The organism is Gordonia lacunae (genome assembly GCF_002149015.1).
Taxonomy (GTDB): domain Bacteria; phylum Actinomycetota; class Actinomycetes; order Mycobacteriales; family Mycobacteriaceae; genus Gordonia; species Gordonia lacunae.
In genome coordinates, this window is the sequence record NZ_NGFO01000001.1 from 272,123 (window position 1) to 295,576 (window position 23,454).

At 68.7% G+C, this 23,454-nt stretch carries 22 protein-coding genes; 9 read left to right on the forward strand and 13 right to left on the reverse strand.

Features of this window, described 5'->3' with window-relative positions:
• Positions 1–16: 16 nt before the first annotated feature.
• The 5 genes from recR to CA982_RS01265 all read left to right on the forward strand — a co-directional run bounded on the left by recR (position 17) and on the right by CA982_RS01265 (position 4,990).
• Positions 17–628 carry a recombination mediator RecR gene (gene recR, locus CA982_RS01240; RefSeq protein ID WP_004021589.1) on the forward strand — a complete coding sequence of 204 codons (612 nt, stop codon included), beginning with the start codon at positions 17–19 and terminating at the stop codon, positions 626–628.
• Between the two features lie 98 nt (positions 629–726).
• Positions 727–2,316, forward strand: a complete 1,590-nt coding sequence (locus CA982_RS01245) for an alpha/beta fold hydrolase (RefSeq protein WP_086533510.1) — start codon at positions 727–729, stop codon at positions 2,314–2,316.
• The gene (locus CA982_RS01250) at positions 2,313–2,873 is read left to right on the forward strand and encodes a uridine kinase family protein (protein WP_208617849.1); all 561 of its coding nucleotides are present in this window, start codon (positions 2,313–2,315) and stop codon (positions 2,871–2,873) included. Before CA982_RS01245 ends, CA982_RS01250 begins: the two co-directional genes overlap by 4 nt.
• 474 nt (positions 2,874–3,347) lie before the next feature.
• Positions 3,348–3,992: a trypsin-like serine protease gene (locus CA982_RS01260; protein ID WP_244176084.1), complete on the forward strand. Its 645-nt coding sequence runs from the start codon at positions 3,348–3,350 to the stop codon at positions 3,990–3,992.
• 275 nt (positions 3,993–4,267) lie between these two features.
• A complete protein-coding gene (locus CA982_RS01265; RefSeq protein WP_086533513.1) occupies positions 4,268–4,990 on the forward strand; it encodes a uracil-DNA glycosylase in 723 nt (240 codons plus the stop codon).
• Positions 4,991–5,198: 208 nt separating this feature from the next.
• On the opposite strand, the gene CA982_RS01270 is transcribed toward CA982_RS01265, so the two are convergent.
• Positions 5,199–5,921 carry a type 1 glutamine amidotransferase gene (locus tag CA982_RS01270; protein ID WP_086533514.1) on the reverse strand — a complete coding sequence of 241 codons (723 nt, stop codon included), beginning with the start codon at positions 5,919–5,921 and terminating at the stop codon, positions 5,199–5,201.
• Positions 5,918–7,219 (reverse strand): MurT ligase domain-containing protein, encoded by a 1,302-nt coding sequence (locus tag CA982_RS01275; protein ID WP_086533630.1) that lies wholly within the window; start codon positions 7,217–7,219, stop codon positions 5,918–5,920. Before CA982_RS01275 ends, CA982_RS01270 begins: the two co-directional genes overlap by 4 nt.
• Positions 7,220–7,294: 75 nt before the next feature.
• Between CA982_RS01275 and CA982_RS01280 the strand changes: the two genes are divergently transcribed.
• Positions 7,295–8,386 carry an alpha/beta hydrolase gene (locus tag CA982_RS01280; RefSeq protein ID WP_086533515.1) on the forward strand — a complete coding sequence of 364 codons (1,092 nt, stop codon included), beginning with the start codon at positions 7,295–7,297 and terminating at the stop codon, positions 8,384–8,386.
• Here the strand turns inward: CA982_RS01280 and CA982_RS01285 are convergent.
• Both CA982_RS01285 and trxA read right to left on the reverse strand, forming a co-directional pair.
• Positions 8,375–9,370, reverse strand: a complete 996-nt coding sequence (locus CA982_RS01285) for an EamA family transporter (protein ID WP_086533516.1) — start codon at positions 9,368–9,370, stop codon at positions 8,375–8,377. The genes CA982_RS01280 and CA982_RS01285 overlap by 12 nt on opposite strands.
• A gap of 83 nt (positions 9,371–9,453) precedes the next feature.
• Positions 9,454–9,816 (reverse strand): thioredoxin, encoded by a 363-nt coding sequence (gene trxA / locus CA982_RS01290; RefSeq protein ID WP_086533517.1) that lies wholly within the window; start codon positions 9,814–9,816, stop codon positions 9,454–9,456.
• A gap of 114 nt (positions 9,817–9,930) precedes the next feature.
• Here trxA and CA982_RS01295 point away from each other — a divergent pair, with 114 nt between their 5' ends.
• Positions 9,931–10,812: a LysR family transcriptional regulator gene (locus tag CA982_RS01295; protein ID WP_086533518.1), complete on the forward strand. Its 882-nt coding sequence runs from the start codon at positions 9,931–9,933 to the stop codon at positions 10,810–10,812.
• 71 nt (positions 10,813–10,883) lie between these two features.
• Here CA982_RS01295 and CA982_RS01300 read toward each other — a convergent pair whose 3' ends face one another.
• From CA982_RS01300 to leuA, 6 genes are all read right to left on the reverse strand, one after another.
• Positions 10,884–12,035 (reverse strand): acyl-CoA dehydrogenase family protein, encoded by a 1,152-nt coding sequence (locus tag CA982_RS01300; protein WP_086533519.1) that lies wholly within the window; start codon positions 12,033–12,035, stop codon positions 10,884–10,886.
• A 29-nt stretch (positions 12,036–12,064) separates the two neighbouring features.
• Complete coding sequence (locus CA982_RS01305) at positions 12,065–12,751, reverse strand: TetR/AcrR family transcriptional regulator (protein ID WP_086533520.1); 687 nt, start codon at positions 12,749–12,751, stop codon at positions 12,065–12,067.
• The gene (locus tag CA982_RS01310) at positions 12,744–13,937 is read right to left on the reverse strand and encodes a thiolase family protein (protein WP_086533521.1); all 1,194 of its coding nucleotides are present in this window, start codon (positions 13,935–13,937) and stop codon (positions 12,744–12,746) included. The genes CA982_RS01305 and CA982_RS01310 overlap by 8 nt, the downstream gene beginning before the upstream one ends.
• Positions 13,938–14,117: 180 nt before the next feature.
• Positions 14,118–14,438 carry a putative quinol monooxygenase gene (locus CA982_RS01315; protein WP_086533522.1) on the reverse strand — a complete coding sequence of 107 codons (321 nt, stop codon included), beginning with the start codon at positions 14,436–14,438 and terminating at the stop codon, positions 14,118–14,120.
• A gap of 204 nt (positions 14,439–14,642) precedes the next feature.
• A complete protein-coding gene (locus tag CA982_RS01320) occupies positions 14,643–15,662 on the reverse strand; it encodes an LLM class flavin-dependent oxidoreductase (RefSeq protein WP_086533523.1) in 1,020 nt (339 codons plus the stop codon).
• Between the two features lie 116 nt (positions 15,663–15,778).
• Positions 15,779–17,629 (reverse strand): 2-isopropylmalate synthase, encoded by a 1,851-nt coding sequence (gene leuA / locus CA982_RS01325; RefSeq protein ID WP_086533524.1) that lies wholly within the window; start codon positions 17,627–17,629, stop codon positions 15,779–15,781.
• Positions 17,630–17,990: 361 nt separating this feature from the next.
• Between leuA and CA982_RS01330 the strand changes: the two genes are divergently transcribed.
• The gene (locus CA982_RS01330) at positions 17,991–19,394 is read left to right on the forward strand and encodes an MFS transporter (RefSeq protein WP_086533525.1); all 1,404 of its coding nucleotides are present in this window, start codon (positions 17,991–17,993) and stop codon (positions 19,392–19,394) included.
• A gap of 98 nt (positions 19,395–19,492) precedes the next feature.
• Here CA982_RS01330 and CA982_RS01335 read toward each other — a convergent pair whose 3' ends face one another.
• From CA982_RS01335 to CA982_RS01345, 3 genes are read right to left on the reverse strand one after another with little or no spacing between them, the layout of a single operon-like run.
• Positions 19,493–20,377, reverse strand: a complete 885-nt coding sequence (locus CA982_RS01335; protein WP_086533631.1) for a glycoside hydrolase family 16 protein — start codon at positions 20,375–20,377, stop codon at positions 19,493–19,495.
• Positions 20,378–20,436: 59 nt separating this feature from the next.
• Positions 20,437–21,018, reverse strand: coding sequence for a nitroreductase family protein (locus tag CA982_RS01340; RefSeq protein ID WP_086533526.1), 582 nt, complete (start codon positions 21,016–21,018; stop codon positions 20,437–20,439).
• Positions 21,019–21,045: 27 nt separating this feature from the next.
• Positions 21,046–22,626 carry an MFS transporter gene (locus CA982_RS01345; RefSeq protein ID WP_086533632.1) on the reverse strand — a complete coding sequence of 527 codons (1,581 nt, stop codon included), beginning with the start codon at positions 22,624–22,626 and terminating at the stop codon, positions 21,046–21,048.
• Positions 22,627–22,748: 122 nt separating this feature from the next.
• Between CA982_RS01345 and CA982_RS01350 the strand changes: the two genes are divergently transcribed.
• Positions 22,749–23,411, forward strand: coding sequence for a TetR/AcrR family transcriptional regulator (locus CA982_RS01350; RefSeq protein WP_086533527.1), 663 nt, complete (start codon positions 22,749–22,751; stop codon positions 23,409–23,411).
• Positions 23,412–23,454 lie beyond the last annotated feature (43 nt).

A 23,454-nucleotide genomic window follows, 5' to 3' on the forward strand; every position in this document is an offset into this window, starting at 1 on the left:
GTGGACGCAGAACACCATGTATGAGGGACCGATCCAGGACCTGATCGACCAGCTGGCGAAACAGCCGGGGCTCGGTCCGAAGGGTGCGCAGCGGATCGCTTTCCACCTGCTGGCCGGGGAGAAATCCGACATCGATCGCCTCATCGCCGCGCTCGGGCGGGTTCGCGACGACGTCGTGTTCTGCGCCGAGTGCGGGAACGTGTCGGCGAATCGCCTCTGCCGGATCTGCTCGGACTCGCGACGCGACGCCAGCAAGATCTGCGTCGTCGAGGAACCCAAGGACGTGCACGCGATCGAACGGACCAAGGAGTTCACCGGGCGCTATCACGTGCTCGGGGGTGCTCTGGACCCGTTGTCGGGGATCGGCCCCGACCAGTTGCGGATACGCGAACTGTTGCGGCGGCTGGCCAATCAGGAGGACGGCGTCGACGTGTCCGAGGTGATCGTCGCCACCGACCCGAACACCGAGGGCGAAGCCACCGCGACCTACCTCCAGCGCATGCTCAAGGACTTCCCCGGTCTGTCGGTCACCCGACTCGCGTCGGGGTTGCCGATGGGCGGCGACCTCGAATTCGCCGACGAGCTCACCCTCGGTCGTGCCCTGTCCGGTCGACGCATCCTGGCGTGAGGTCCGGCCCCTCTACCCGGCCCCTCGTACCCGGCAAACCGGACGGCTACTGTCAGGTGGTGATCTCGCGTAATCGGTGGCGTCGTCGAATTCGGGGTGTGGCAGCGGGCTTGACCGTGGTGGTCGTCGCCGGGCTGGTGAGCGCGGGTCAGCTCGCGGGGACGCCCGCGGCGTCGGCGGCGCCCGCGCTCGACTGGGAAGCATGTCCCGCGGTCCACGGTGTCCCGGCGAGTGTCCGATGCGCGACGGTCGAGGTGCCGCTCGACTACCGCAAGCCGCAGGGGAAGACGATCGAGATCGGCGTCAGCCGGATGCAGGCGCGTGACCAATCCCGCCGACGCGGTGTCGTGATGGGCAACCCCGGGGGGCCGGGTGGCGACGGCATCGCGATGTTCAGTCAGGTACCCCCACCCGCGGCGATGCTCGACGAATGGGACCTGGTGGCCGTGCAGCCCCGCGGTCTGGTGTCGGGCACCCCGCTGCGCTGCGAGCCGATCACCGGCGACGAACCCGAACTGATGACGGCGCTCGGCAAGGTGAACCGCGACCGCTGTGAGGCCCGGACACCGGGCCTGGGGGCGTCGCTCACCACGGAGAACACGGCCCGGGACATGGAGGTCGTCCGCGGTCTGCTCGGCGAGTCCAAGGTCAGCCTCTACGGCATCTCCTACGGCACCTTGTTGATGTCGACGTATGCGACGCTGTTCCCTCAGCGGGTCGACCGTATGGTCCTCGATTCCGGTTTCGACCCCGGTCTCGTGTGGAACACCCTTCTCTCCGCACAGACGCCCGGCTACAAGGCCCGGGTGCACGCGATGATGGCGTGGATCGCACGCCACGATCGGATCTACGGGCTCGGAAAGACTCCGCTGGCCGTGTACCGGAAGTGGAGTGACCGGGTCAGTGCCGAGGCGGGCGTCCCGCCGTCGCTCCTGGCGCCGCCTGCCCAGGTGGGCGACGTGCCCCCGGGGCTGCGGGCGGTCGCCCAGCAGTACATCGCCGGCACCGACCTCACCGCCGATGCGCGGGCGCGGTTCGAGAACCTGATGCTCACCTTGCTCAGGCCCGGCTCGCTGCAATTGACGTCACAGCTACTGGTGCTCACCCGCGCCTTCGCGCCGGATCGGAACTCGTGGCCACTGGTCGCACAGATGACCGCGAAGCCCGGCCGTAAGCTGCCCACCCCGGCGCCCGCGGTCCTCGAAGCCGCGCAGGTCTCCCAGGACATGCAGGCAGCGGTCCTGTGCAACGAGAACCGGGCGCCCGCACGGCCGTCGCTCGGCTTCCAGGCGTTCGTCGCGAACTACGTCACCGGGGACCCCTTCGAGGCGCCCGGGCTCGCCTACGAGTCCGGACTCGCCTGCGCCGGCGCACCGGCCCTGGCCCGACCGATCGAGATCCGCAATCGCGGGCTGGCGGTGACGCCGTTGCAGATCCAGAGCGTCGGTGACCCGCAGACGCCGTACCGCGGCGCACTGAGGATGCGTTCACTGATGCGCAGCCACCTCATCACCGTCGGGGGCGGCGACCACGCGCAACTCGGCCGGGCCAACAAGCCGCTCGAGAACGCCATCGTCGAGTACCTCCGCACCGGGCGGACCGCCGTGCAGCGCGTTCCCGAAGCGCCCATCACGGCGCCGCTGACGCAGCTGCCGCCGGCGTTCGCGGCCGGCACGGCCGGACGGTGACCCATTCTGATCTGGTGAACCCCAGGACCCGCGCTCGGATCACCGAACTGGCCGATCGCCTCGATGCGGGCATCGTCGCCGTCGACGGGCCGTCCGGAGCGGGGAAGTCCACGATCGCCGACCTCCTGGTCGCGGACCTGCGAGCCCGTGGGGTCGGCGTGACCCTGGTCCGCACCGACGACTTCGCGACGTGGGACGACCCCGTCGCCTGGTGGCCGGAGCTGGAAGCCGATGTGCTGCATCCCTTCACACGACGCCGCGACTACCGGTACCGGCCACGCGTGTGGCAGGACGGCGTCCCGACACCCGGCCCGCGCGTGTGGATCGAGTGGCAGCCCCTGCTCATCATCGAAGGGGTGTCCTCGGCGCGGCGGCGGATCGCCGACCGCCTGTCCCACGCGCTGTGGCTCGACGGCGGGACATCCGACGAACGGCTCGAGCGGACGGTCGCCCGTGACGGGGAGGGCGCGCGGGCACATCTCGAGGCCTGGCAGCAATTCGAGCGTGGCTGGTTCGGCGTGGATCGCACGCGGGAACGGTGCGTCGTCCTCGACTGACAACCTCCTCCGATTCACGATTGCACATCGGCGATCACTTATGGTGTAGTTTCTATCTGGTGGCGGCGTCGTCGCCGGTAGTCGGACATCTCGCGAGGGGCGCGGCGACGCTCCGAGCAGAGCATGCGTCGTATCGACGACGCCAGATGGTCCGCGTTGTTCTCGGGACGGGGGAAGAGTGCATCAACGAGTGATTCGAGCGTGCGTCACGTCGGCAGCGGTCGGTGTGGCGGTCGGACTGGCCCTGCATCCCGGGGCCGGAGCTGCGTCGGCAATTCCCATGGTCGTCTGCGCCGGAGCGGTCTGTACCAATCACGGGGACACCGTGGGGATCGGTTACGGAAACTACCGCTGCCCGAACGGATTCGCGTATCCCTCGATCGCCATCGTGCCGCCCCATTCGACGATGCCGGTCATCCCGGCCAATTGCGGCCCCGGGCCGCTTCTCTACTCATCGGACCAAGGAGAAACTCTGTGAAGCGATGGCGTCTGCTGGGTGTGCTCGTTGCCGCGACGGGACTGGCGGCGGTAGGGGTCCCGGCCGCCACTGCCGATGCTGCGACGACGACGGTCCGATCCGGTATGAAGATCACCGTTGACGAGACGATTGTCACCTCGACCAGTTGCACTCTCGGCGCGGTCATTTCGACGTCCAAGGCGTTGACCGCCGGGCATTGTGGGAACGTCGGCCAGGTCGTCTACAGCGCGAGTGGCGCCCGGGTCGGGACGATCACCGCGAACCGGATCACCCGGCAGCTCGACATCGCGGTGATCACCCTCGCCCCGCGGGTGGCGTCGCAGCAGGATGCCATCGACTGGGACGCATCGTTCTGGCGTGGCCAGGCCGTCTCCAAGGCCGGTATCACGACCGGCTACGGACAAGGCGTCATCACCGAGCCGCGTCCGGTATTGCGACGCGCGTACGGATTCTCTTTGGCCCCACCGTTCGTGAACCAACACGCGACCTACTCGGTGGACACGACGCTTCGCTCGGAAGCCGGTGACAGCGGTGCCGGCGTGCGCGACGGACGTGGGCGCGTCGTCGGAATCCTGTCGTCCGGCGACGAGAGGTCGACGGCGATCGCGCCGGTGTCGAAGCTGCCTCGCGATCTGCGTTAGCGCGCACCGAGGGGCGTGGGTCCACCGTCCTTGCCGACGCCGGTGACACCCGTGTCTTGCCGCCCGCACGAGGATGTGTCATGGTGCATTAACACTTTACGGTCGCGCACGATCGTGGGTGTGGGGTCGGGGGCCTCTCACAGACCTCCAGCCCTCCTCGCATAGGGGTCGAGGTGGGCTGGAGGTGGCCGGCCCGGCGTCGGACCGCCGGGTGTTGGTTCAGGTGCGATCCACCGGCACGGTGTCGGCTCCGTGCCGACGGTTAGTGTCGAGATATGGCCACCCGACGACGCTTCCGTGATCTGGCGGAGCTCGACGCGCAGCTGATCGAGTGCCGCGCATGCCCGCGTCTCGTCAAATGGCGGGAACGGGTCGCCCGCGAGAAGCGTCGCGCGTTCGCCGACGAGGAGTACTGGGGTCGGCCGGTGGCCGGTATCGGTCCGGCCGACGCGCGACTGCTGATCGTCGGGCTCGCCCCCGCGGCGCACGGCGGAAATCGCACCGGGCGCATGTTCACCGGGGATCGCAGCGGCGATGTCCTGTTCTCGGCGTTGTATCTCGCCGGCCTTGCGAGCCAACCTCATTCGGTCGCGATCGGTGACGGGTTGGAGCTCTTCGACACGCGTATCACCGCGCCGGTGCATTGTGCCCCGCCGCAGAACAAACCGACGGTCGCCGAACGCGACACCTGTTCCTACTGGTTGCACGCCGAACTCGAACTACTCGCGCCGACGGTCCGCTCGGTGGTCACCCTCGGCGGATTCGGTTGGCAGTCAACACTTCGCACATTCGCGAAGCTCGGCTGGACGGTCCCCAAACCGCTGCCGAAGTTCGGACACGGCGTCTCCACGACGCTTGTCCGCGAGGGCGCCGAACTCGAGGTGTTCGGGTGTTATCACGTGAGCCAGCAGAACACCTTCACCGGACGGTTGACGGTGGAGATGGTCGTGGACGTGCTCACCGAGGCGGCACGGTCGGCGGGGATCGAGAACGGGTGAGGCGGTCCGGGTTACCTGTGGTCAGAGCGGAGACCCGCCTGCCGATGTGCTCGCGACGCGTGGCCGGATGAGAGCGCGAGGTCTCGGTGTCGGCGGGCAGGGAGTGGGGTCGAGTCGCATGGTGCGTCGCAACCACCGCTCCCTGCGGTGCGAGGAGCGGGCGGTGGCTCGTCGCTTACGCTCCTTGCACCTCGGGGGAGCGGAGAGACTACCGCCGTCGTCCGGCGGCGAGGCGCTCTCGGCGTAGCCGATCGACCTCGGGGAGGTCCAGCGGGGCAAGGGATTCGACGCCCATCGCGGTGGCGAGGAGACGATCGGCGAGTTCGGGGTTGCGGGCCAGTGCCGGGCCGTGCATGTAGGTGCCGATGACGCTGCCCTGGACGACGCCTTCGGTGCCGTCGCCGACGCCGTTGCCCACGCCATGCCGTACCCGACCCAGCGGGGCCGCGTCGGACCCGAGAGTCGTTCCCCCACGGTGGTTCTCGAACCCGGTGAGGGGTTGTGACAGTCCTGGGAGGGTCGGGTCGACGAGCAATTCGCCGATACTCCGCTCCGCCTGGGGCGCCGTCGTGAGATCGAACAGGGAGATGCCGTCGACGCGTTCACCCGCCGATGTCTCGTACCAGTGGCCGAGCACCTGGATGGCGGCGCAGATGGCCAGCACCGGGCGTCCGGCGGCTGCCGCCTGCTGCAGGCCGGGGTAGCGCGTGAGGTGCCGCGTGGCGAGGCGCTGCGCGTAATCCTCTGCGCCGCCGAGGGTGTAGACGTCCAGCGAGTCGGGGACCGGGTCGTCGAGCGTGATGTGGACGACCTCGGCGTCGATGCCGCGCATCACCGCACGGCGTTTCAGGACGAGTGCGTTCCCGCCGTCCCCGTAGGTGCCCATGACGTCGGGCAGGACGAGACCGATCCGCAGGGTCGATTCGCTCACTGCTCCGCCTTCCGAGATCGTGCTGCGCGTTCCAGGGCGGTGCCGAGGTCGCGAAACGCCGTGTAGTTCGCCAGGACCTCGACGCGCCCCGGCGGGCAGGACGCGATGGCGGCCATGGGATCGGGGACGGTGGTGTGCTCGGCGCCCGCGTAGAGCAACCGCACGGACAGGTCGGCGGCGCGCTCGCCGGCCGCGACGACCTGCATGGTCTCGAACGCCTCGAATCGCACGTCCCACAGCCAGGACAGGTCCTCGCCATCGGGTACCTGGCCGTTGACCGCGATGACCAGTCCGTCGGCGTCCTGGTCGATCATCGACATCGCTTCTTGCCATCCGGCCGGATTCTTGGCGAGAAGTGTTCGGACCGAATGATTTCCGATCTGATGGATGCCGTACCGGCCGGCGACCTCGCCGACCGTGCCGACGGCTGCCACCGCGTTGTGCGGATCGGCGCCCATCGCGACTGCCGCCGCCACCGCCTGGGTCGCGTTGCCGCGGTTGGCCCTACCCGGTACCGCGAGTTCCAGGGGGGCGCTGAATCCGTCGGGGCCGTAGATGTTCTCGTCGTCGAACCACCAGTCGGGGGTGGGGCGCCGGAAGTCGTCGTCGCCGGTCGAGCGCCACCCCCCCTCGGAACGGACGATGGGCTCGCCGGTCCGCGGGCAACTGACCGAGTCGCCGACCCAACTCGCGCCGGCCGCGACCCAGACCACGTCGGGGGCGTCGAACGCGGCGGAGGTCACGAGGACGTCGTCACAGTTGGCGATCACCGTGGTCTCGGGGTGGCGGGCGATTCCCTCGCGGAGCCGGCGCTCGATCATGTTGATCTCGCCGACCCGGTCGAGCTGATCGCGGGACAGGTTGAGCAGCACGAGGACCTCGGGGTCGACGGCGTCGCTGACATGCGGGACATGGAGTTCGTCGACCTCGAGCGCGCAGAACGGCGCCGTCCGGCTCAAGGTGAGGGTCGCGATGATCCCGGCGTCCATGTTGGCGCCGTCGGCCTGGGTCGCGACCTCGCCGAGTTCGGCCATCGCGGCCGCGGTCATCCGGGTGGTCGTCGACTTGCCGTTGGTACCGGTGACGATCGCGGTGCGCTTGCCCGCCGCGAGCCGGCCCATGATCTGGGGGTCGATCTTCGCGGCGACGAGGCCGCCGATCATCGACCCCTTGCCTCGTCCCGCGGTTCGTGACGCCCACCGGGCCGCCGCGGCGGCGCCCAGGGCGACGGCGGTACGGGCGGGAACACGGGGGGTGCTGCGGGTTGCGGAACCGGCGGAAGAGAGTCGGTCGGGCATGCGCACGAGTGTGTCACAGGCTGATCCGACGGGAGTGGTCGTGCCATCCGCCCGCGCCGCGTAGGCTCTGCGGCTGTGAGTCGCGACACCCAACTGCGTCTGTCCCTGCCCGCTCGAGTGCAACGCGGAGTGTTGCTCGCCGCCGCGCGCATCCCCGCCGGTGCGCTGGCCGTTCTGGGGCGCCGGGCACCGGTCAACTCCGACGGCGAGCGGGTCGCCCCCGAGCTCGCGGCCATCGGCTGGGCCAACGACAACGTGCCCGGCCTGAATCCCTTCCAGGGTGAGGTGGCGCAGTCGCGCGCACAGACCGACGAGAGCGGCGCATCCATGGCCGAGGTGCTGCCACCGCTGGCGGTGGAAGAGGACCTCGTCATCGACGGGCCCGCCGGTCCGATCCCGGCCACCCGATACCGCTCCTCGACCGAGTCGGCGGGTTTGCTCGTCTACTACCACGGCGGTGGCTTCGTCACCGGGAGCCGGATCAGCCATGACGCGTTCGTCCGTCGCCTCGCTCACGGCACCGGACTCGATGTGCTGTCGATCGAGTACCGCCTGGCCCCGGAGGCGCCGTTTCCGGCGGCCGTCGAGGACGCGGTGTCGGCCTGGCACTTCGCTGTCGAGGTCGCGCCGAAGTGGGGTCTCGACCCCGGGCGGATCATCGTCGGCGGGGACAGTGCCGGCGGGAACCTCGCGACCGTCGTGGCCCGGGAGGTCCGGAACGAGTCGGTGACCCCGTTCTTCCAGCTGCTCATCTACCCGGTGACCGACCAGGCCGCCGACACCCCGTCGCGGCGGGAGTTCGCGTCCGGATATTTCCTCACCGCCGACGGCATCGACTGGTTCACCGACCGGTATCTGCCCGATGTCACGCAGCGACGTGATCCGCGGTGCTCGCCCCTGCTGGCCGACGATCTCGATGGCCTCCCGCCCGCTCATGTCATGGTCGCCGGTTTCGATCCGCTTCGCGACGAGGGCCTCGCGTACGCGCGCAAGCTCGAGGAAGCCGGCGTACCGGTCACGGTCCGCCGAGAGGGAGCGATGATCCACGGGTTCGTCAACATGACCCTCATCAGTCCCGGCGCCCGCGCCGCGGTCGACCGCCTGTGCGCGGTGGTGCGCGATGCGCTCGACGCGACGCCACCCCCAGGGACGACGTCACCCGCCTGAGCGCACCGGGTTCCCGATGCCGGCGAGCGCGGACGCGTCGTCCGATCCGGAACCGGGTGAGGTCGTCGTCGGTTCGGCGGCGGACGCCGAACGGCTGCGAGCCCGCGGCCGAGCCATCACCCCGGCTGCGCAACCGGCCACGACGATGACCGCGCCGACGATCTCGCCGACCGACGGGACCTCGCCGAGGACGACGAAGGCCGCCGAGATCCCCACCACGGGCACGAGGAGCGACATCGGTGACACCCGGCTGGCATCGTTGCGGCCGAGGAGCGTGGTCCACAGACCCGCGCCGATGACGGTGCCGAAGACCGCGAGGTAGAGCAGACCGCCGAGGGCGCGGAGACCGCTCTCGCTACCGAGTGTGGAGAGTGCCTCGAACCCCGCGGCGGGACCCTCGACGACGAGACTGACCGCGTACAGCGGTGGGGTGGCGACGACGGCCATCCACAGCGTCATCCGGAGGGAGTCGTCGGGACGGGCGAGCCGGCCACCGATGTTGCCGGCGGCCCAGCTCAGACCGCCGAGGACGGTGAGACCGACGGGAAGGAGCGCGGCCGCACCGAGATCGCTCCCGCGGACCCGGTCCAGCGCGATCAGCGCCATACCGACGACCGCGATCGCGAGTCCCAGGACCTGGCCGACGGTCATCCGCTCCCGCAGGAACAGCACACCCAGGACGACGGTGAAGGGTGCCGAGGTCTGGAGCACCAGAGATGCGAGCCCGGTGGGCATGCCCAGATCCATCGCCAGGAACAGCAGGATGAACTGCACGCTGCCGAAGCCGGCGACGTAGAGCAGGAACCACTTCAGGCGCACCTTCGGGAAGCGGACGAAGAGCATCACCGGTATAGCCAGCACCGCGAATCGCATCGCGGCGAGGAAGAACGGCGGGAAGTGGTCGAGTCCGAGTCGGATCGCGATGAAGTTCAATCCCCAGAGGACGACGACGAACAGCGCGAGGAGGCGATCACGAGTGGACATGGCCCCATGGTCGGCGCCGGCGAAGTGAAGAACAATCTAATTTAGACGCACGGACTATTCAGATTTACTGAATATTGCGCCGGTCACTGCTGAGCCGCGGCGACCTTCGCGCGCACGTCGTCCATGTCGAGGCCCTCGACGGCCCCGATCAGTTCCTCGAGTTGTGCCGCCGGGAGCGCGCCGGGCTGATTGAACACCAGGATCCCGTCGCGGAACGCCATCAGTGTCGGGATGGAACGGATGCCGAGACTGCCGGCGAGCTGCTGCTCGGCCTCGGTGTCGATCTTGCCGAACACGATGTCGGAGTGCGCTTCGGACGCCTTCTCGAAGACGGGTGCGAACTGCCGGCACGGACCGCACCAGCCGGCCCAGAAGTCGAGCAGGACGATGCCGTCCGAGGCGATGGTGTCCTCGAAGGTTTCCAGGGTGATGTCTTGTGATGCCATGCCCCCCACAACGGTGTGGGAGGCCCTGACATTCCTGGCGGGGGTGGCGGTGGCCGTTCGCCCGCGCCGCGCGGGCTTCGCAGGTGACGGGTGGGTCCTGAGTACCGTTGTCCCATGGAGGTCCGGCGTCTTCGACTGTTGCGTGAGTTCGCCGATCGGGAATCGATCGGTGCGGTGGCCGAGGCGATGCACATGACCCCGTCGGCGGTGTCACAGCAGTTGAAAGTCCTGGCCGAGGAGGCCGGGGTCCCGCTGTTCGAACCCGACGGCAGGCGAATCCGCCTGACCGAGGCCGGGCGCGCGCTCGTGTTGCGCGCCGACGACGTGATCGCGGCGGTGGACCGGGCGCAGGAGGAGATGTCGTCGTACCGGTCCGGCAAGGCACGCGTACGGCTGGCGATGTTCCCGTCCGGTGCGACGCTCCTGCTTCCCTCGGTCCTGGAGCGCGCCGCGGCGTCGGGCATCGACGTGCACGCGGTGCATCTCGACATCGGATATCACGACGCCGCACCGGCTCTCGCGGACCACGATGTCGTGGTCACCCACCGTGACGAACGCACACCGGCGATCGACGAACCCCGGGTCCGGGTCACCGAACTGATGCGCGAACCCGTCGACGTGATCGTCGCCGCCGACAGCGAGTTGGCCCTGCGAGACCAGGTCGCGGTCACCGAACTCGCCGATCACGATTGGATCAGTGTCGAAGGTGGCTTCCCGGTCGACGATGTGCTGCTGTCGATCTCGGCGGCGACCGGAGTGGCGCCACGAGTGACCCAGCGGATGCTGGACTTCACGACGATCGAGGCGCTGGTGGCCCATGGGCACGGCATCGCACTGATGCCGCGGTTCGCCGTCCGCCATCCAGAGGTGAAACGGCTGGTGCTCAAAGGGGTTCGGGCCGCGCGGGTGTACGAGGCGCTGGCCCGTCCGCGTTCGCGGGCGGCCGTGCAGCAGGTCGTCGACCACCTGCACGCGGTCGGCGTCGACCAGGGCTGATCACCGCCGGCCCGGCCGGGTACGCAGACAGCCCGGGGCGTGGGCCCCGGGCTGTCGACGATTGCGAGAACTCAGACGCCGAGGCTCTTGCCGACGATGTCCTTCATGATCTCGGTGGTGCCACCGAAGATCGTCTGGATACGGGCGTCGGTGTAGGCGCGGGCGACGCGGTACTCGTTCATGTAGCCGTAGCCGCCGTGCAGCTGCAGACAGCTGTCGATGACCCGCTTGGCGAGCTCGGTACACCACCACTTGTTCTTGGAGGCGTCGACGGCGTTCAGCTCGCCGTCGAGCACCCCCTGCAGGCAGCGGTCGATGTAGACCTCGGCGATGTCGAGTTCGGTGGCCATCTCGGCGAGGGTGAAGCGATTCGCCTGGAAGGTGCCGATCGGGCGACCGAAGGCCTTGCGGTCCTTGGTGTACTGAAGTGTCTCGTCGAAGATCGCGCGTGCACCGGCGATGGCGCCGATGCCGATGGACAGGCGTTCGGAGGGCAGGTTCTGCATCAGGTGGTAGAAGCCCATGCCCTCTTGGCCCAGCAGGTTCTCGGCGGGCACCCGCACGTCGTTGAAGTGCAGCTCGGCGGTGTCCTGTGCCTTGAGGCCCATCTTGTCGAGCTTGCGCCCGCGCTCGAAGCCCTCCATGCCGCGCTCGACGACCAACAGGGAGAACGCCTTGTGGCCTGCTTCGGGATCCGGATTGGTCCGGCACACCACGACCACGAGGTCGGAGTTGATGCCCGAGGAGATGAACGTCTTGTTGCCGTTGAGGACGTAGTGATCGCCCTCGAGCTTCGCCGAGGTCTTGATGCCGGCGAGGTCGGAACCGGCGCCCGGCTCGGTCATCGCGACGGCGAGAATCGTCTCGCCGGTGGCGATCCCGGGCATCCAGCGCTTCTTCTGCTCGTCATCGGCGAGGTGCACGAAGTACGGTGCGACGACGTCGTTCTGCAGGCTGAGGCCGGGTGCCGCGCCGTCGAACTTCGCGAACTCCTCGACCACCACGGCGTTGAACCGGAAGTCGTCCATGGCCCCGCCGCCGCCGTACTCCTCGGGGATGTTGAACCCGAGAAGTCCTGCGTCACCGGCCTTCTTGAACGCGATGCGATCGACCTGACCGGCTCGCGTCCACTCCTCGGTGTACGGGGCGCATTCGCGCTGCAGGAACTGGCGTGCGGTCTCCCGCAGGGCCTCGTGCTCGTCTTCGAAGATGGTGCGTTTCATGGCTTCTCCCTTTCGTGAGTGAGTCTGACTCAGATGTCTGTCGGTGCTCGGCCGGCGTCGGTGTGTCCTCGGGCGCCGACGACGCGCAGAGAGATCAGGGCATACGACGCCGCCACCTCGGCGGGCGTGCGAGCACCTGACGGCCGATACCAGGTGGTGACCGCCTGGCATGCACCGAAGAGGTACCGCAGGACGTCTTTGACGTCCTCCTCGAACGCGAACTCGCCCGACTCGACGCCGCGTTCGATGACTCCGGCGAGCAGCTCCTCGGTCTCGGTGCGCATCGCGACGTAGGTCTCACGCCGCGGATCATCGGAGTCGAGGTGGCGGAACTCGCTGGCGACGCTGGCGAGTTCGAGATCGCTGGTCATGTGCAACACGATCGATTCGATGGCGTTGGACAGTTGCTCGCTCGGCGTCCGGCCGGACTGGATTGCTGCGCCGACCCACGCCAGCACCGAGGTCATCGCCGCCTCGAGCAATTCGACGAGGATGCCCAGTTTGTTGTCGTGGTGGTAGTACAGCGTCGGCAGTGACACGCCTGCCCGCGAGGCGATGTCGCGGATCGAGGTGCCGTGGTAACCGCGCTCGTAGAAGGCGTGTTTCGCCGCGACGAGGGTGGCCGGCAACGGCACCGGCTCGCGTCGTCGCCAGTCCAGACCCTCGGTATCGATCGTCAGCTTCCGGGTGGGAGCCGTCTTGGCCGGTTCAGACACGTTCGATGATGGTGGCGTTGGCCATGCCCGCGCCCTCGCACATGGTCTGGAGGCCATAGCGGCCGCCGGTCGCCTCGAGGTGGTTGACGAGGGTGCCCAGCAGGCGGGTACCCGACGATCCGAGCGCGTGGCCGAGGGCGATCGCGCCGCCGCGCGGGTTCAGCCTGGCCGGGTCGGCGCCGAACTCGTGAGCCCAGGCCATCGGCACCGAGGCGAACGCCTCGTTGACCTCGTAGGCGTCGATGTCGTCGATCGACAGCCCCGAGCGCGCGAGGATCTTGTGCGTGGCCGGGATGGGCGCGGTCAACATGAAGATCGGATCGTCACCGGCGACGGAGAACGAATGGAAGCGTGCGCGCGGGGTCAGTCCCAGCTTCGACGCCATCACGTCACTCATGATGAGGGCGCCCGATGCACCATCGGTCAGCGGCGACGAGTTGCCGGGGGTGATGTGCCAGTTGATCTCCGGGAACCGGGTGGCGAAGTCCTCGGTGTAGAACGAGGGCTTCAGGCCGGACAGGCCCTCCGGAGTGGTCGTGGCGCGGACCGTCTCGTCGGTCTTGTGTGTGGAGGTCGTGCCGTCGGCGTCGGCGACGTCGATGGGCAGGATCTCGCGGTCGAAGAAGCCCTCGGCGGCTGCTGCGGCGGCACGCTGGTGGGACCGGGCGGCGAAGGCGTCGAGCGCCTCGCGGTCGAACTTCCACTTGGCGGCGACCAGTTCGGCCGAGATTCCTTGCCCGACAAGACCGTCCGGGTAGCGCGCGGCGATGCTGGGGCCGTAGGGGCTACGTCCGGCGGTGGTGAAGCCCATCGGGACCCGACTCATCGACTCCACGCCGGCGGCGATCACCACGTCGTAGGCGCCGGCGATGATGCCCTGCGCGGCGAAGTGGGCTGCCTGCTGGCTCGATCCGCACTGACGGTCGACGGTCGTGGCGGGCACGGATTCGGGGAAGCCCGCCGACAGCAGGGCCGTCCGCGAGATGTTGAGGGCCTGCTCGCCGGCCTGGCCGACGCAGCCGCCGATGACGTCGTCGACGAGAGCCGGGTCGATGTCGTTGCGCTCGACCAGCGAGCGCAGGACGTGCGCGAGGAGCTCGACGGGCTTGGTCTCCGAGAGCGCGCCACCGGGCTTGCCCTTTCCGGACGCGAGGCGCACGACGTCGACGATGACGGCTTCGGGCATGGGGGTTTCCTCTCGGGAGCAGTGCCGCGCCGCAGCACGCTGCATGGCGCGCGTCACTTTATCTAACGATCGTTATACCCGGTGTAGCACGCCATCGACAACGGAATCAACAAGGCGGACCGCCGGACAACGCACGAAGCCCCCACCCGGCACACGGGTGGGGGCGATCGGAGCGAGCGGTCAGATGGTGCCTTTGTCGTCCTGGCCAGCGGGAACCGCAGTGAACGTCCGGACATCGAGGGGGCCGGCGAGAAGCCCGCCGAGTGCCTTGCCGAGTTGGGTGAGCGCAGGTGCGGCGCCGTGGGTCGCCAGGGCCTCCATGGACTCCCACCGTTCGATCATGACCAGATCGGTCGAGTCGCCGGTGGCCTCGTGCAGCGCGTACTTCCCGCATCCGGGCTCGCCGTGCACTTCGGGGATGGCGGCGAGCACGGCCTCCCGTACCGCCTGCTCCTCGCCGGGCTTGGGGGAGATGGTGGCGACGACGATCACTTCGGACATGCTGTTCTCCGTTCGCGGTGCTTGGTGTGTATCTCGACTACTCGTCGGGATGTCCCTCGGACATCGGACACCCCGGTGACGTTAGGTCAGCGAGTCGTCTCGATGTGGCGGTTTCGGCACCCCGCGCAGAAACGCGGGCCCCGAACGGCTGCGCGCGGGCGTTCCGGCGCGGCTGACGGGGCCGGCGAGGTGTGCGACGAGGAGTCAGCGCCAGCCGAGAGCGGGTGCGACGTGCGTGAGGATCGACTCGAGGACATGCGCGTTGTAGTCCACGCCCAGTTGGTTCGGCACGGTCAGCAGCAGCGTGTCGGCCGCGGCGATGGCCTCGTCTTCGCGCAACTGCTCGATCAGCTTGTCCGGCTCGTCGGCGTAGCTGCGGCCGAAGCGGGCCACGCTGTTGTCGATGACGCCGACCTGATCGGACTCGGCACCGCCGCGTCCGAAGTAGGCGCGGTCGCGGTCGTCGACGATGGCGAAGATGCTGCGGCTCACCGACACCCGTGGCTCGCGCGGGTGTCCGGCGTCGGCCCAGGCCTTGCGGAACCGCTGGATCTGTTCGGCCTGCAACTGGTGGAAGGGCACCCCGGTGTCCTCGGTCAGCAGCGTCGAGCTCATCAGGTTCATCCCCTGCTCGGCGGTCCATTCCGCGGTCGCGCGGCTTCCGGCACCCCACCAGATGCGATCCCGGAGACCGGGCGACTGCGGCTCGATGGGCAGCAGGCCGGGCGGGTTGGGGAACATCGGCCGAGGATTGGGGGTCGCGAAACCCCCGCCCTCGATGACGCGTAGGAACACCTCGGTGTGCTGGCGGGCCATGTCGGCGTCGGTCTCGCCGTCGGTCGGGACGTATCCGAAGTACTTGTATCCGTCGATGACCTGCTCAGGCGATCCGCGGCTGATGCCGAGCTGGAGCCGACCGCCGGAGATGAGATCCGCCGCGCCGGCGTCTTCGGCCATGTACAGCGGATTCTCGTACCGCATGTCGATGACCCCGGTGCCGATCTCGATCCGACTGGTCTTCGCACCCACCGCGGCCAGCAGTGGGAACGGCGAGGCGAGCTGCCGGGCGAAGTGGTGGACCCGGAAGTACGCGCCGTCGGCGCCGAGCTCTTCGGCGGCCACCGCCAGGTCGATCGACTGGAGCAAGGTGTCGGCACCGGACCGCACCTGGGACCCGTGGGCGTCCGACCAGTGGCCGAACGAGAGGAAACCGATGTTCTTCATGCCCTCTAAATGAAACTCCGGTCCGTTTTGTTCCCGAGGCCCCGCCGCCGTCCCGCGAATCGGGTCCGATCACGGGGCGGCAGCGGCCTGGCGGAACGAGTGGAGCGACCGGCAGGTCAGGGCGCCCAGGTGCCGGGGGCGGCCTCGTCGTCGGCGACCGGGACCGAGATGACCCGGTAGGCGCGGTTCACGGCCGACACGACCGCGCGCAGGCTGGCGGTGGTGATCGACGACGCGATGCCCACGCCCCACACGGTCTCGCCGTTGACCTCGGTCTCCACGTACGCCGCGGCGCTGGCGTCGCCGCCCGCGGTCAAGGCGTGCTCGCTGTAGTCGAGGACCCGGACCTCGTAGCCGACGGTGCCCAGTGCGTCCACGAACGCCGCCAGCGGACCGTTGCCCGACCCGGAGATCTCGCGCTCGTTGCCCTCGACCTTCACGACCGCGGTGATGTGGTCGTCGCCGCCGTCGACCTCGGCCGCGTCGACCTTCTGACGGATTCGCTCCAGCGGCCAGATCGGGTGCAGGTAGTTCTCCGCGAAGACGTCCCACATCTCCTTGGGATTGACCTCGCCGCCCTCGCCGTCGGTGATCTTCTGGATCTCGCGACTGAACTCGATCTGCAGACGACGCGGCAGGTTCATGCCGTGGTCGGCCTTCATGATGTAGGCGACGCCGCCCTTGCCGGACTGGCTGTTGACGCGGATGACCGCTTCGTAGTTGCGGCCCACGTCCTTGGGATCGATCGGCAGATACGGGACGGCCCAAGTGATGTCGTCGACATCGGAATCGGCGTCGTCGGCGTCGACCTTCATCTGGTCGAGGCCCTTGTTGATCGCATCCTGGTGGCTGCCCGAGAACGCGGTGTAGACCAGGTCGCCGCCGTAGGGATGACGCTCGGGAACGTTGAGCTGGTTGCAGTACTCGACCGTCCGGCGGATCTCGTCGATGTCGGAGAAGCTGATCTGCGGGTCGACGCCGCGGCTGAACATGTTCATGCCGAGGGTGACCAGGCAGACGTTGCCGGTGCGCTCGCCGTTGCCGAACAGGCAACCCTCGATGCGGTCGGCGCCGGCCTGGTAGCCGAGTTCGGCTGCGGCGACGGCGGTTCCGCGGTCGTTGTGCGGATGCAGGCTCAGGATGACCGAGTCGCGGCGGGCGAGGTTGCGGTGCATCCACTCGATCGAGTCGGCATAGACGTTGGGAGTGGCCATCTCGACGGTCGCCGGCAGGTTGATGATCATCGGGCGCTCGGGTGTGGGGGCGATGATCTCGGTGACCGCGTCGCACACCTCCTTGGCGAAGCTCAGCTCGGTGCCCGTGTAGGACTCCGGGGAGTACTCGTACCGCCAGTTGGTGTCGGGGTAGTTCTGCTGTACCTCGAGGACCTTGTGTGCGGCGTCGGTGGCGATCTTGGTGATGGCCGCCTTGTCTGCGCGGAACACGACGCGCCGCTGCAGAACCGAGGTCGAGTTGTAGAAGTGCACGATGACGTTCGATGCGCCGCGGCAGGCGTCGAAGGTGCGCTCGATCAGCTCGTCGCGACACTGGGTCAGGACCTGGATCGTCACGTCGTCGGGGATGGCGCCGTCCTCGATGATCTCGCGGACGAAGTCGTAGTCGGTCTGGCTCGCCGACGGGAAGCCGACCTCGATCTCCTTGTAGCCCATCCGGACCAGGAGGTCGAACATGCGGCGCTTGCGTGCCGGGCTCATCGGGTCGATCAGTGCCTGATTACCGTCGCGCAGGTCGACCGCGCACCACATCGGGGCGGTCGTGATGACCTTGTCGGGCCAGGTGCGGTCGGGAACCGCCACCGTCTCGACCTCGTCGGCGAACTGGCGGTAGCGATGAACCGGCATCGCCGAGCTGCGCTGCGGATTCCAGGCGGGCTGTCCGGCGGGAATCGGGCCTGCGGGCTCGACGATTCGGCTGGCGCCGGAAGTGAAACTGTCTGCTGGTGCCATGGTGGTCATTCTCCGTGTCTGGAAGGAAAGTGACCGGCGCGTGATTGGGCCCCGCGACGGAGGGCCGGTCGGTTCAGACCCCGCCGCGGCAACCGAGGAGGAGTGCGCGCTGCATGCGCCTGACTGTACTCCCCGGCGACGAAGTGACCAAAGCTGCAGGTGAGGCCCCGAATCGGGTCCCCCCTCTTCGGGGGGTGCCGCCCCGGCTACCCGCATTCCAGACTATGACATGCCTCTCAGTCGGCAGCCGGAGTGACCCAATTCATCCGCCCGGCCGACAGGGGCCGCCCGGATGAGTTGCCGTCCGGGATAGCGCGCCGCCCACCCCGACGCGGCCGTCTGCAGAAAGGGACGAACGCCAGTGACGACCATCCCCGCCGACCCCCCGGTGACCGATCCGCCGGAGGGCAAGCGCACGAGCCTACGACGAGTGGCCGCCGCGAGTTCCATCGGTACGACCATCGAGTTCTACGACTTCTTCATCTACGGAACCGCCGCGGCCCTGGTGTTCCCGACGGTGTTCTTCCCGTCCGCCGACGAGGTCACCGGGACGATCGCCTCCTTCGCGACCTTCGCCGTGGCCTTCTTCGCACGGCCGGTCGGCGCGATGCTCTTCGGACACTTCGGTGACCGGATCGGCCGCAAACGCACCCTGGTGTGGACCCTGCTCATCATGGGACTGGCGACGGTCGCGATCGGTCTTCTCCCCGGTTACGAGACCGGCGTGTTCGGCTTCGCCGAATCCGGCATCGGTATCGCGGCTCCCATCCTCCTCGTCTTCCTGCGGTTCCTGCAGGGCTTCGCCGTCGGCGGGGAATGGGCGGGCGCAACGCTTCTCACCGCCGAGTACGCCCCACCGGGCAAGCGGGGGCTGTATGCGATGTTCCCGCAGCTCGGCCCGGCCTTCGCGTTCTTCCTGTCGAGCCTGACGTTCCTCATCGCGAGCCTGACCCTCGGCGAGACGAGTTCGGCCTTCCTCGACTACGGCTGGCGCATCCCGTTCATCCTGTCGTTCGCGCTGGTCGCGGTCGGGTTGTGGGTTCGGCTCGCGGTCGCCGAGACCCCGGTGTTCCGAGAGGCGCAGCAGCGCAAGGCGGCCGGCGACGCCGCGGCCGACGGCCCCGCCCTGCCGTTCCTGGATGCGTTCCGTCACCAGTGGCGCGAGATCCTCATCGCCGGCGGCGCGCTGGCGAGCCTGTTCTCGCTCTTCTACATGGGCACCGCGTTCCTCACGAATTACGGCACCAAGTCACTGGAGCTGTCCCGGACCTTCGTGCTGACCGCAGGGATGGGCGCGGCCGTGGTGTTCGGTCTGTCGACCGCGGCGTCGGCGGTGTGGTCGGACCGCGTGGGGCGTCGCCGCGTCATCCTCACCTCATGCGCCATCGCGATCCCGTGGACGCTGGTGCTGTTCCCGATCCTCGAGATCGGCGGCGGCCTCGCCTTCGTCGTCGGGCTCCTCGGCACACTGCTCATCTTCGGCATCGCCTACGGGCCAGCCGGTGCGCTCCTGCCCGAACTGTTCGAGGCGCGATACCGCTACACCGGTGCGGGGATGGGCTACAACCTCGCCGGCATCCTCGGCGGTGCGATCCCGCCGCTGATCGCCGCCCCGCTGATCGCGGGTCCCGGTGCGATCTGGGTGGGTGTCCTGCTCGCCGGTCTGTCGGCACTCAGCGTCGTGTGCACGATCATGATCGTCGAGACCAAGGACAAGACGATGCGGGCGTCGGCCCCCGGCGACGAGCAGGTGCTGGTCGCGTAACCGATTGTCCCGCAATCTCACACGCAACTCCGCCCCGGGCCGTTCGGCTCGGGGCGGAGTTGGCTGTGCGGTTCTTCCGGATCAGGAGCTCCGGCGGCTCACGGGGTGTAGCGCAACCAGTCGACGGTCATCGTCGACGGACTCGGGGTCGTCGACGACGGCGGTCCGGGCCAGATGCCGCCGACTGCGACGTTGAGCAGTGCGTACATGGGTTTGTCGAAGACCCAGCGCTCATCGCCGGTGAGCGAGGACCTGTTGATCATGTAGACCGCGTTCCCGTCGATGGTGAAGCGGATCTGCGACGACGTCTTGGTCACCGCGTAGACGTGGAAGTCGCCGGGGTCGACGCCGGTCAGGTCATGGCCCCGTTCCCAGCGCCCGGCGAGGGGGCCCGGGAGCGGGAGTCCGGGGAGCAGGTCGGTGAGCGAGATGTCGAGCGACCCGGTGGCGGTCCCCAGGGCCGTCGGGCCGTGCACGCCCACGTGCACCCAGTCGGAGGTGTTGATCGTCTCCGCGATGTCGACCTCGCCGGCGGCCGGATATCCGACCGAGTCGATGTCGCTCCCGAGTAGCCAGAATGCCGGATGCAGCCCGCGACCCTGCGGCAGCGAGATGCGTGCGGAGATCGTGCCGTAGGTGAACTCGAAGCTGTCCTTGGTGGTCAGCCGGGCTGAGGTCCAACCGCCCGTCGCGGCCCGCCGGGCCTCGATGAGGAGGTTGCCGTTGCCGTCCAGACGTGAATTGAGGCGGTCGGCGGTGTAGTTCTGCACCTCGTTGTTGCCCCAGCCACCCGCGCCGGTCTCGTGCTGCAAGGCCGACGGAAACGTGCCGGCTGCGCCGTCGAACTCGAGGCTGAAGGGCTCGTCGGCGCTTGCGATCGCCGGCACGGACAGCGCTGCCGACAGAGCCGTGACGGCGGCGACGGGAGCGAGGTGCGCTCCCAGCCGACGGAGAAGTCCTCGTCGTGGAGGTGAGACAGTCATGGAGAAGAAGTACCACAAGTCACTTCTGTCTCATATGCCTCGTTCGTCACATCCGCCGGTCAGGTGCCTGCAGAGTCCGGGAACGCGGCATGGCCCCACTCGCCGGCGAAGGCGACCTCGTCGAGGGGGAGCCGGGTGCGTGGCTTCGCGTCTCGGGTGCGGATGTCCTCGGGAAGTGACGTCGTGTCGTCGGTGAGCACGCCGACGCCGAGCAACACCAGCGGCCGCTTGCCGGACGGGATCCCGAAGGCGTCACGCGCGGCCTCGGCGTCGAAACCGGCCATCGGATGCGCGTTGAAACCGAGTGCCTCGGCCTGCAGGATCATCTGGGCGACGGCCAGTCCACAGTCGACCGCCCCGTAGGTGTGGGCCTTCGCGTCGTCCGGGTCATCGGTGGTGCAGACCAGGACCAGCGCCGCCGAGCGCGGCGCCCACCCCGAGTTGCCTCGGGTCAGGACGCCGCTGAGGGCGGCGAAGGTGGGGTCGTCACGCAGGCCGACGATGAACCGCACCGGTTGCACTCGGCCCCAGGTGGGTGCCCAGCGGCCGGCGTCGACGATGGTGGTGATGTCGTCGACCGAGATGGTCGCGGCGGGATCGTAGCCGCGGGCGCTCCAGCGCCCCGAGATCAGTTCGTGCATCCGCCCGAGGGTAGTGGGGCGACGCCGTCAGGACCGGGTACGCGCGGCGCCGACCGACTCACCGTCGGGCAGGCGCACCTCGGCGACCTCGGCCTGCGGATCGGTCGGCTCGTCGCGCATCACCACGAGCAGGATCGCCCCGAGGATGAGGAGAGCGAGGCCGCTCGCGAGCGATGCGGCATGCATGCCGTCCACGAACGACTGCTTCGCCGCGGCGGCCAGGCCATCCCCGGCCGGGCCCATGTCCGTCGAGCGGTGCAGCGTCTCGCCGAGGGTGTCACCGAATGCCCAACCCCGGTCGCCGTCCCGGAACACGAGGGTGGCCAGCGATCCGAGCAGAGCCAGGCCCATCGCCGTGCCGAGCTCGAAGCTGGTCTCCGAGATGCCCGACGCGGCGCCGGACCGTTCCGGCGGAACGGAGCCGACGACGACGACCGACACCAGGCTGAACTGGATGCCATAACCGATGCCCGCGATCGTCGTGCACAGGATGTACACCCAGACCGGGGACGAGGTGCCGAGTGTCAGCATGCCGAGGTTGCCTGCCGCCGCGAGGCCGACGGAACCCACGAAGGCCAACCGGGTGCCCAGGAAGGAGGCGACACGCGTCGCTCCGATGGAGAACACCGCGACCGCGACGGCCATCGGGAGGCCGGCGATGGCCGCGGCCAGGACGTCGTGTCCCATGACCGACTGGAGGTAGACGCCGGTGAGGTAGGACATGCCGCCGAGTGCCATCATGCCGATCAACGCGACGGCCACCGCGCCGCTGAACTGGGCGTTGCCGAACAGTTTGAGGTCGAGGAGCGGCGATGCGACTCGACGCTGGTGGAGCAGGAACGTGATGAGCAGAGCCGCACCCACCACGCCGGCGACGACCACAGCCGTCGTGGCGCCGTCGCTCGCCACCGTCTTCACCGCGTAGACGAGGGGGAGGATGCCTGCCATCGAGAGCACGACGCCGAGGACGTCGAACGGATCGGTCGTCGCGGCCCGGTACTCCGGGATCAGGCGCGGGCCGAAGACGAAGAGCAGGACGAGCACCGGAACGTTGATGAGAAAGACCACGCCCCACCAGAAGTGGTGCAGCAGAACGCCTCCGATGACCGGTCCCACCGCGCTGCCGCCGGCGAACGCCGCGGTCCACACGCCGATCGCGCGACCGCGCTCGCGCGCGTCGGGGAACATGTTGGCGATGAGCGACAGGCTCGACGGCAGCAGGGTCGCGCCGCCGATGCCCATCAGGGCGCGCGCCGCGATCAGGATGCCGGCTGTGGGTGCGAAGGCGGCGATGACCGAGGCGACGCCGAAGAGGCCCGCTCCGGCGAGGAGGATGCGACGACGCCCGACGCGGTCGCCGACGTTGCCCATCGTGATGAGCAGTCCGGCGATGAGGAACCCGTAGATGTCGAGAATCCACAATTGCTGGGCCGCGGACGGCGCGAGTGCGTCGGTGATCGACGGGATGGCGAGGTACAGCACCGAGACGTCCATCGAGACCAGGAACACCGGCAGGGTGAGCACGGCCAGTCCCAGCCACGTTCGTCGGTCGGCGGCACCCGGGGTGGTCGGGTGGAGCCGGGTCGACGGGTCGAGCTGGGCGGACATCATTTCCTCCTTCGCGGCAGGCGACAGCTACCTGCGCGTACGGTGTACGCGGGTCAGCGTACGGGGATGAGTACGCTGTACGCAATCGCTTTATTCCCGCTCTGAGCAGGAGGAACCCGAACGTGACGTCCGACACCTCGAAGCTGTCGCCCGCGACGATCGTGGACGCCGCGATCGCCGTCGCCGATGACGACGGCATCGGCTCCCTGTCGATGCGGCGGGTTGCCGAGAAGCTCGGGGTGGGAGCGATGTCGCTCTATCGCCACGTCGCGGACAAGGACGCACTGCTGCAGGCGATGTCGACGGAGGTGGGACGCCGGTTCCCGTACCCGGTGGACACCCAGCCCGGGTGGCGTGCCCGCGTCACTGTCGCCGTCGACGTCGACTGGGAGCTCTACACGCGTCACCCGTGGGTCGTCCTGGCCTACTCGTCGCCCCGGCACAGCTACGGCGAGGATTCGCTGGCGTGCCTCGACTGGCTCGCGGCCGGATTCCTCGAACTCGGCGTCGGCATCGAACGCGCGACCGACATGGCGCTGTCGGTGTGGAGCTTCGTCCACGGTGTGGCGCTGGTCGCGGTGAGCGATCAACTGCTCCACGACGATGCGTTGCTGCCGTCCGCCGGACTCGCGGAGGTGATCTCGGGAGAGTCCGAGGTCGAGGTCCCGTCGCACCTCGCTCGTCTGGCCGGCCGCCGCGATGCCGGCCGGCTTCTCGATCCCCGAGCGCGGCTCGACGCCGGGATCGATTACCTCTGTCTGGGATTCGCGGCGTCGGCGGTGTGACAACCTCCCGCTCCCTGAGGTGCGAGGTTGCGGGCCAACCGCC

Bases quoted from the DNA above. Each gene is read 5' to 3' on its own strand.
- recR (WP_004021589.1), top strand. From the start codon at position 17: ATGTATGAGGGACCGATCCAGGACCTGATCGACCAGCTGGCGAAACAG.
- CA982_RS01265 (WP_086533513.1), top strand. From the start codon at position 4,268: ATGGCCACCCGACGACGCTTCCGTGATCTGGCGGAGCTCGACGCGCAG.
- CA982_RS01275 (WP_086533630.1), bottom strand. From the start codon at position 7,219: ATGCCCGACCGACTCTCTTCCGCCGGTTCCGCAACCCGCAGCACCCCC.
- CA982_RS01285 (WP_086533516.1), bottom strand. From the start codon at position 9,370: ATGTCCACTCGTGATCGCCTCCTCGCGCTGTTCGTCGTCGTCCTCTGG.
- trxA (WP_086533517.1), bottom strand. From the start codon at position 9,816: ATGGCATCACAAGACATCACCCTGGAAACCTTCGAGGACACCATCGCC.
- CA982_RS01295 (WP_086533518.1), top strand. From the start codon at position 9,931: ATGGAGGTCCGGCGTCTTCGACTGTTGCGTGAGTTCGCCGATCGGGAA.
- CA982_RS01300 (WP_086533519.1), bottom strand. From the start codon at position 12,035: ATGAAACGCACCATCTTCGAAGACGAGCACGAGGCCCTGCGGGAGACC.
- CA982_RS01310 (WP_086533521.1), bottom strand. From the start codon at position 13,937: ATGCCCGAAGCCGTCATCGTCGACGTCGTGCGCCTCGCGTCCGGAAAG.
- CA982_RS01315 (WP_086533522.1), bottom strand. From the start codon at position 14,438: ATGTCCGAAGTGATCGTCGTCGCCACCATCTCCCCCAAGCCCGGCGAG.
- CA982_RS01320 (WP_086533523.1), bottom strand. From the start codon at position 15,662: ATGAAGAACATCGGTTTCCTCTCGTTCGGCCACTGGTCGGACGCCCAC.
- leuA (WP_086533524.1), bottom strand. From the start codon at position 17,629: ATGGCACCAGCAGACAGTTTCACTTCCGGCGCCAGCCGAATCGTCGAG.
- CA982_RS01335 (WP_086533631.1), bottom strand. From the start codon at position 20,377: ATGACTGTCTCACCTCCACGACGAGGACTTCTCCGTCGGCTGGGAGCG.
- CA982_RS01340 (WP_086533526.1), bottom strand. From the start codon at position 21,018: ATGCACGAACTGATCTCGGGGCGCTGGAGCGCCCGCGGCTACGATCCC.
- CA982_RS01345 (WP_086533632.1), bottom strand. From the start codon at position 22,626: ATGTCCGCCCAGCTCGACCCGTCGACCCGGCTCCACCCGACCACCCCG.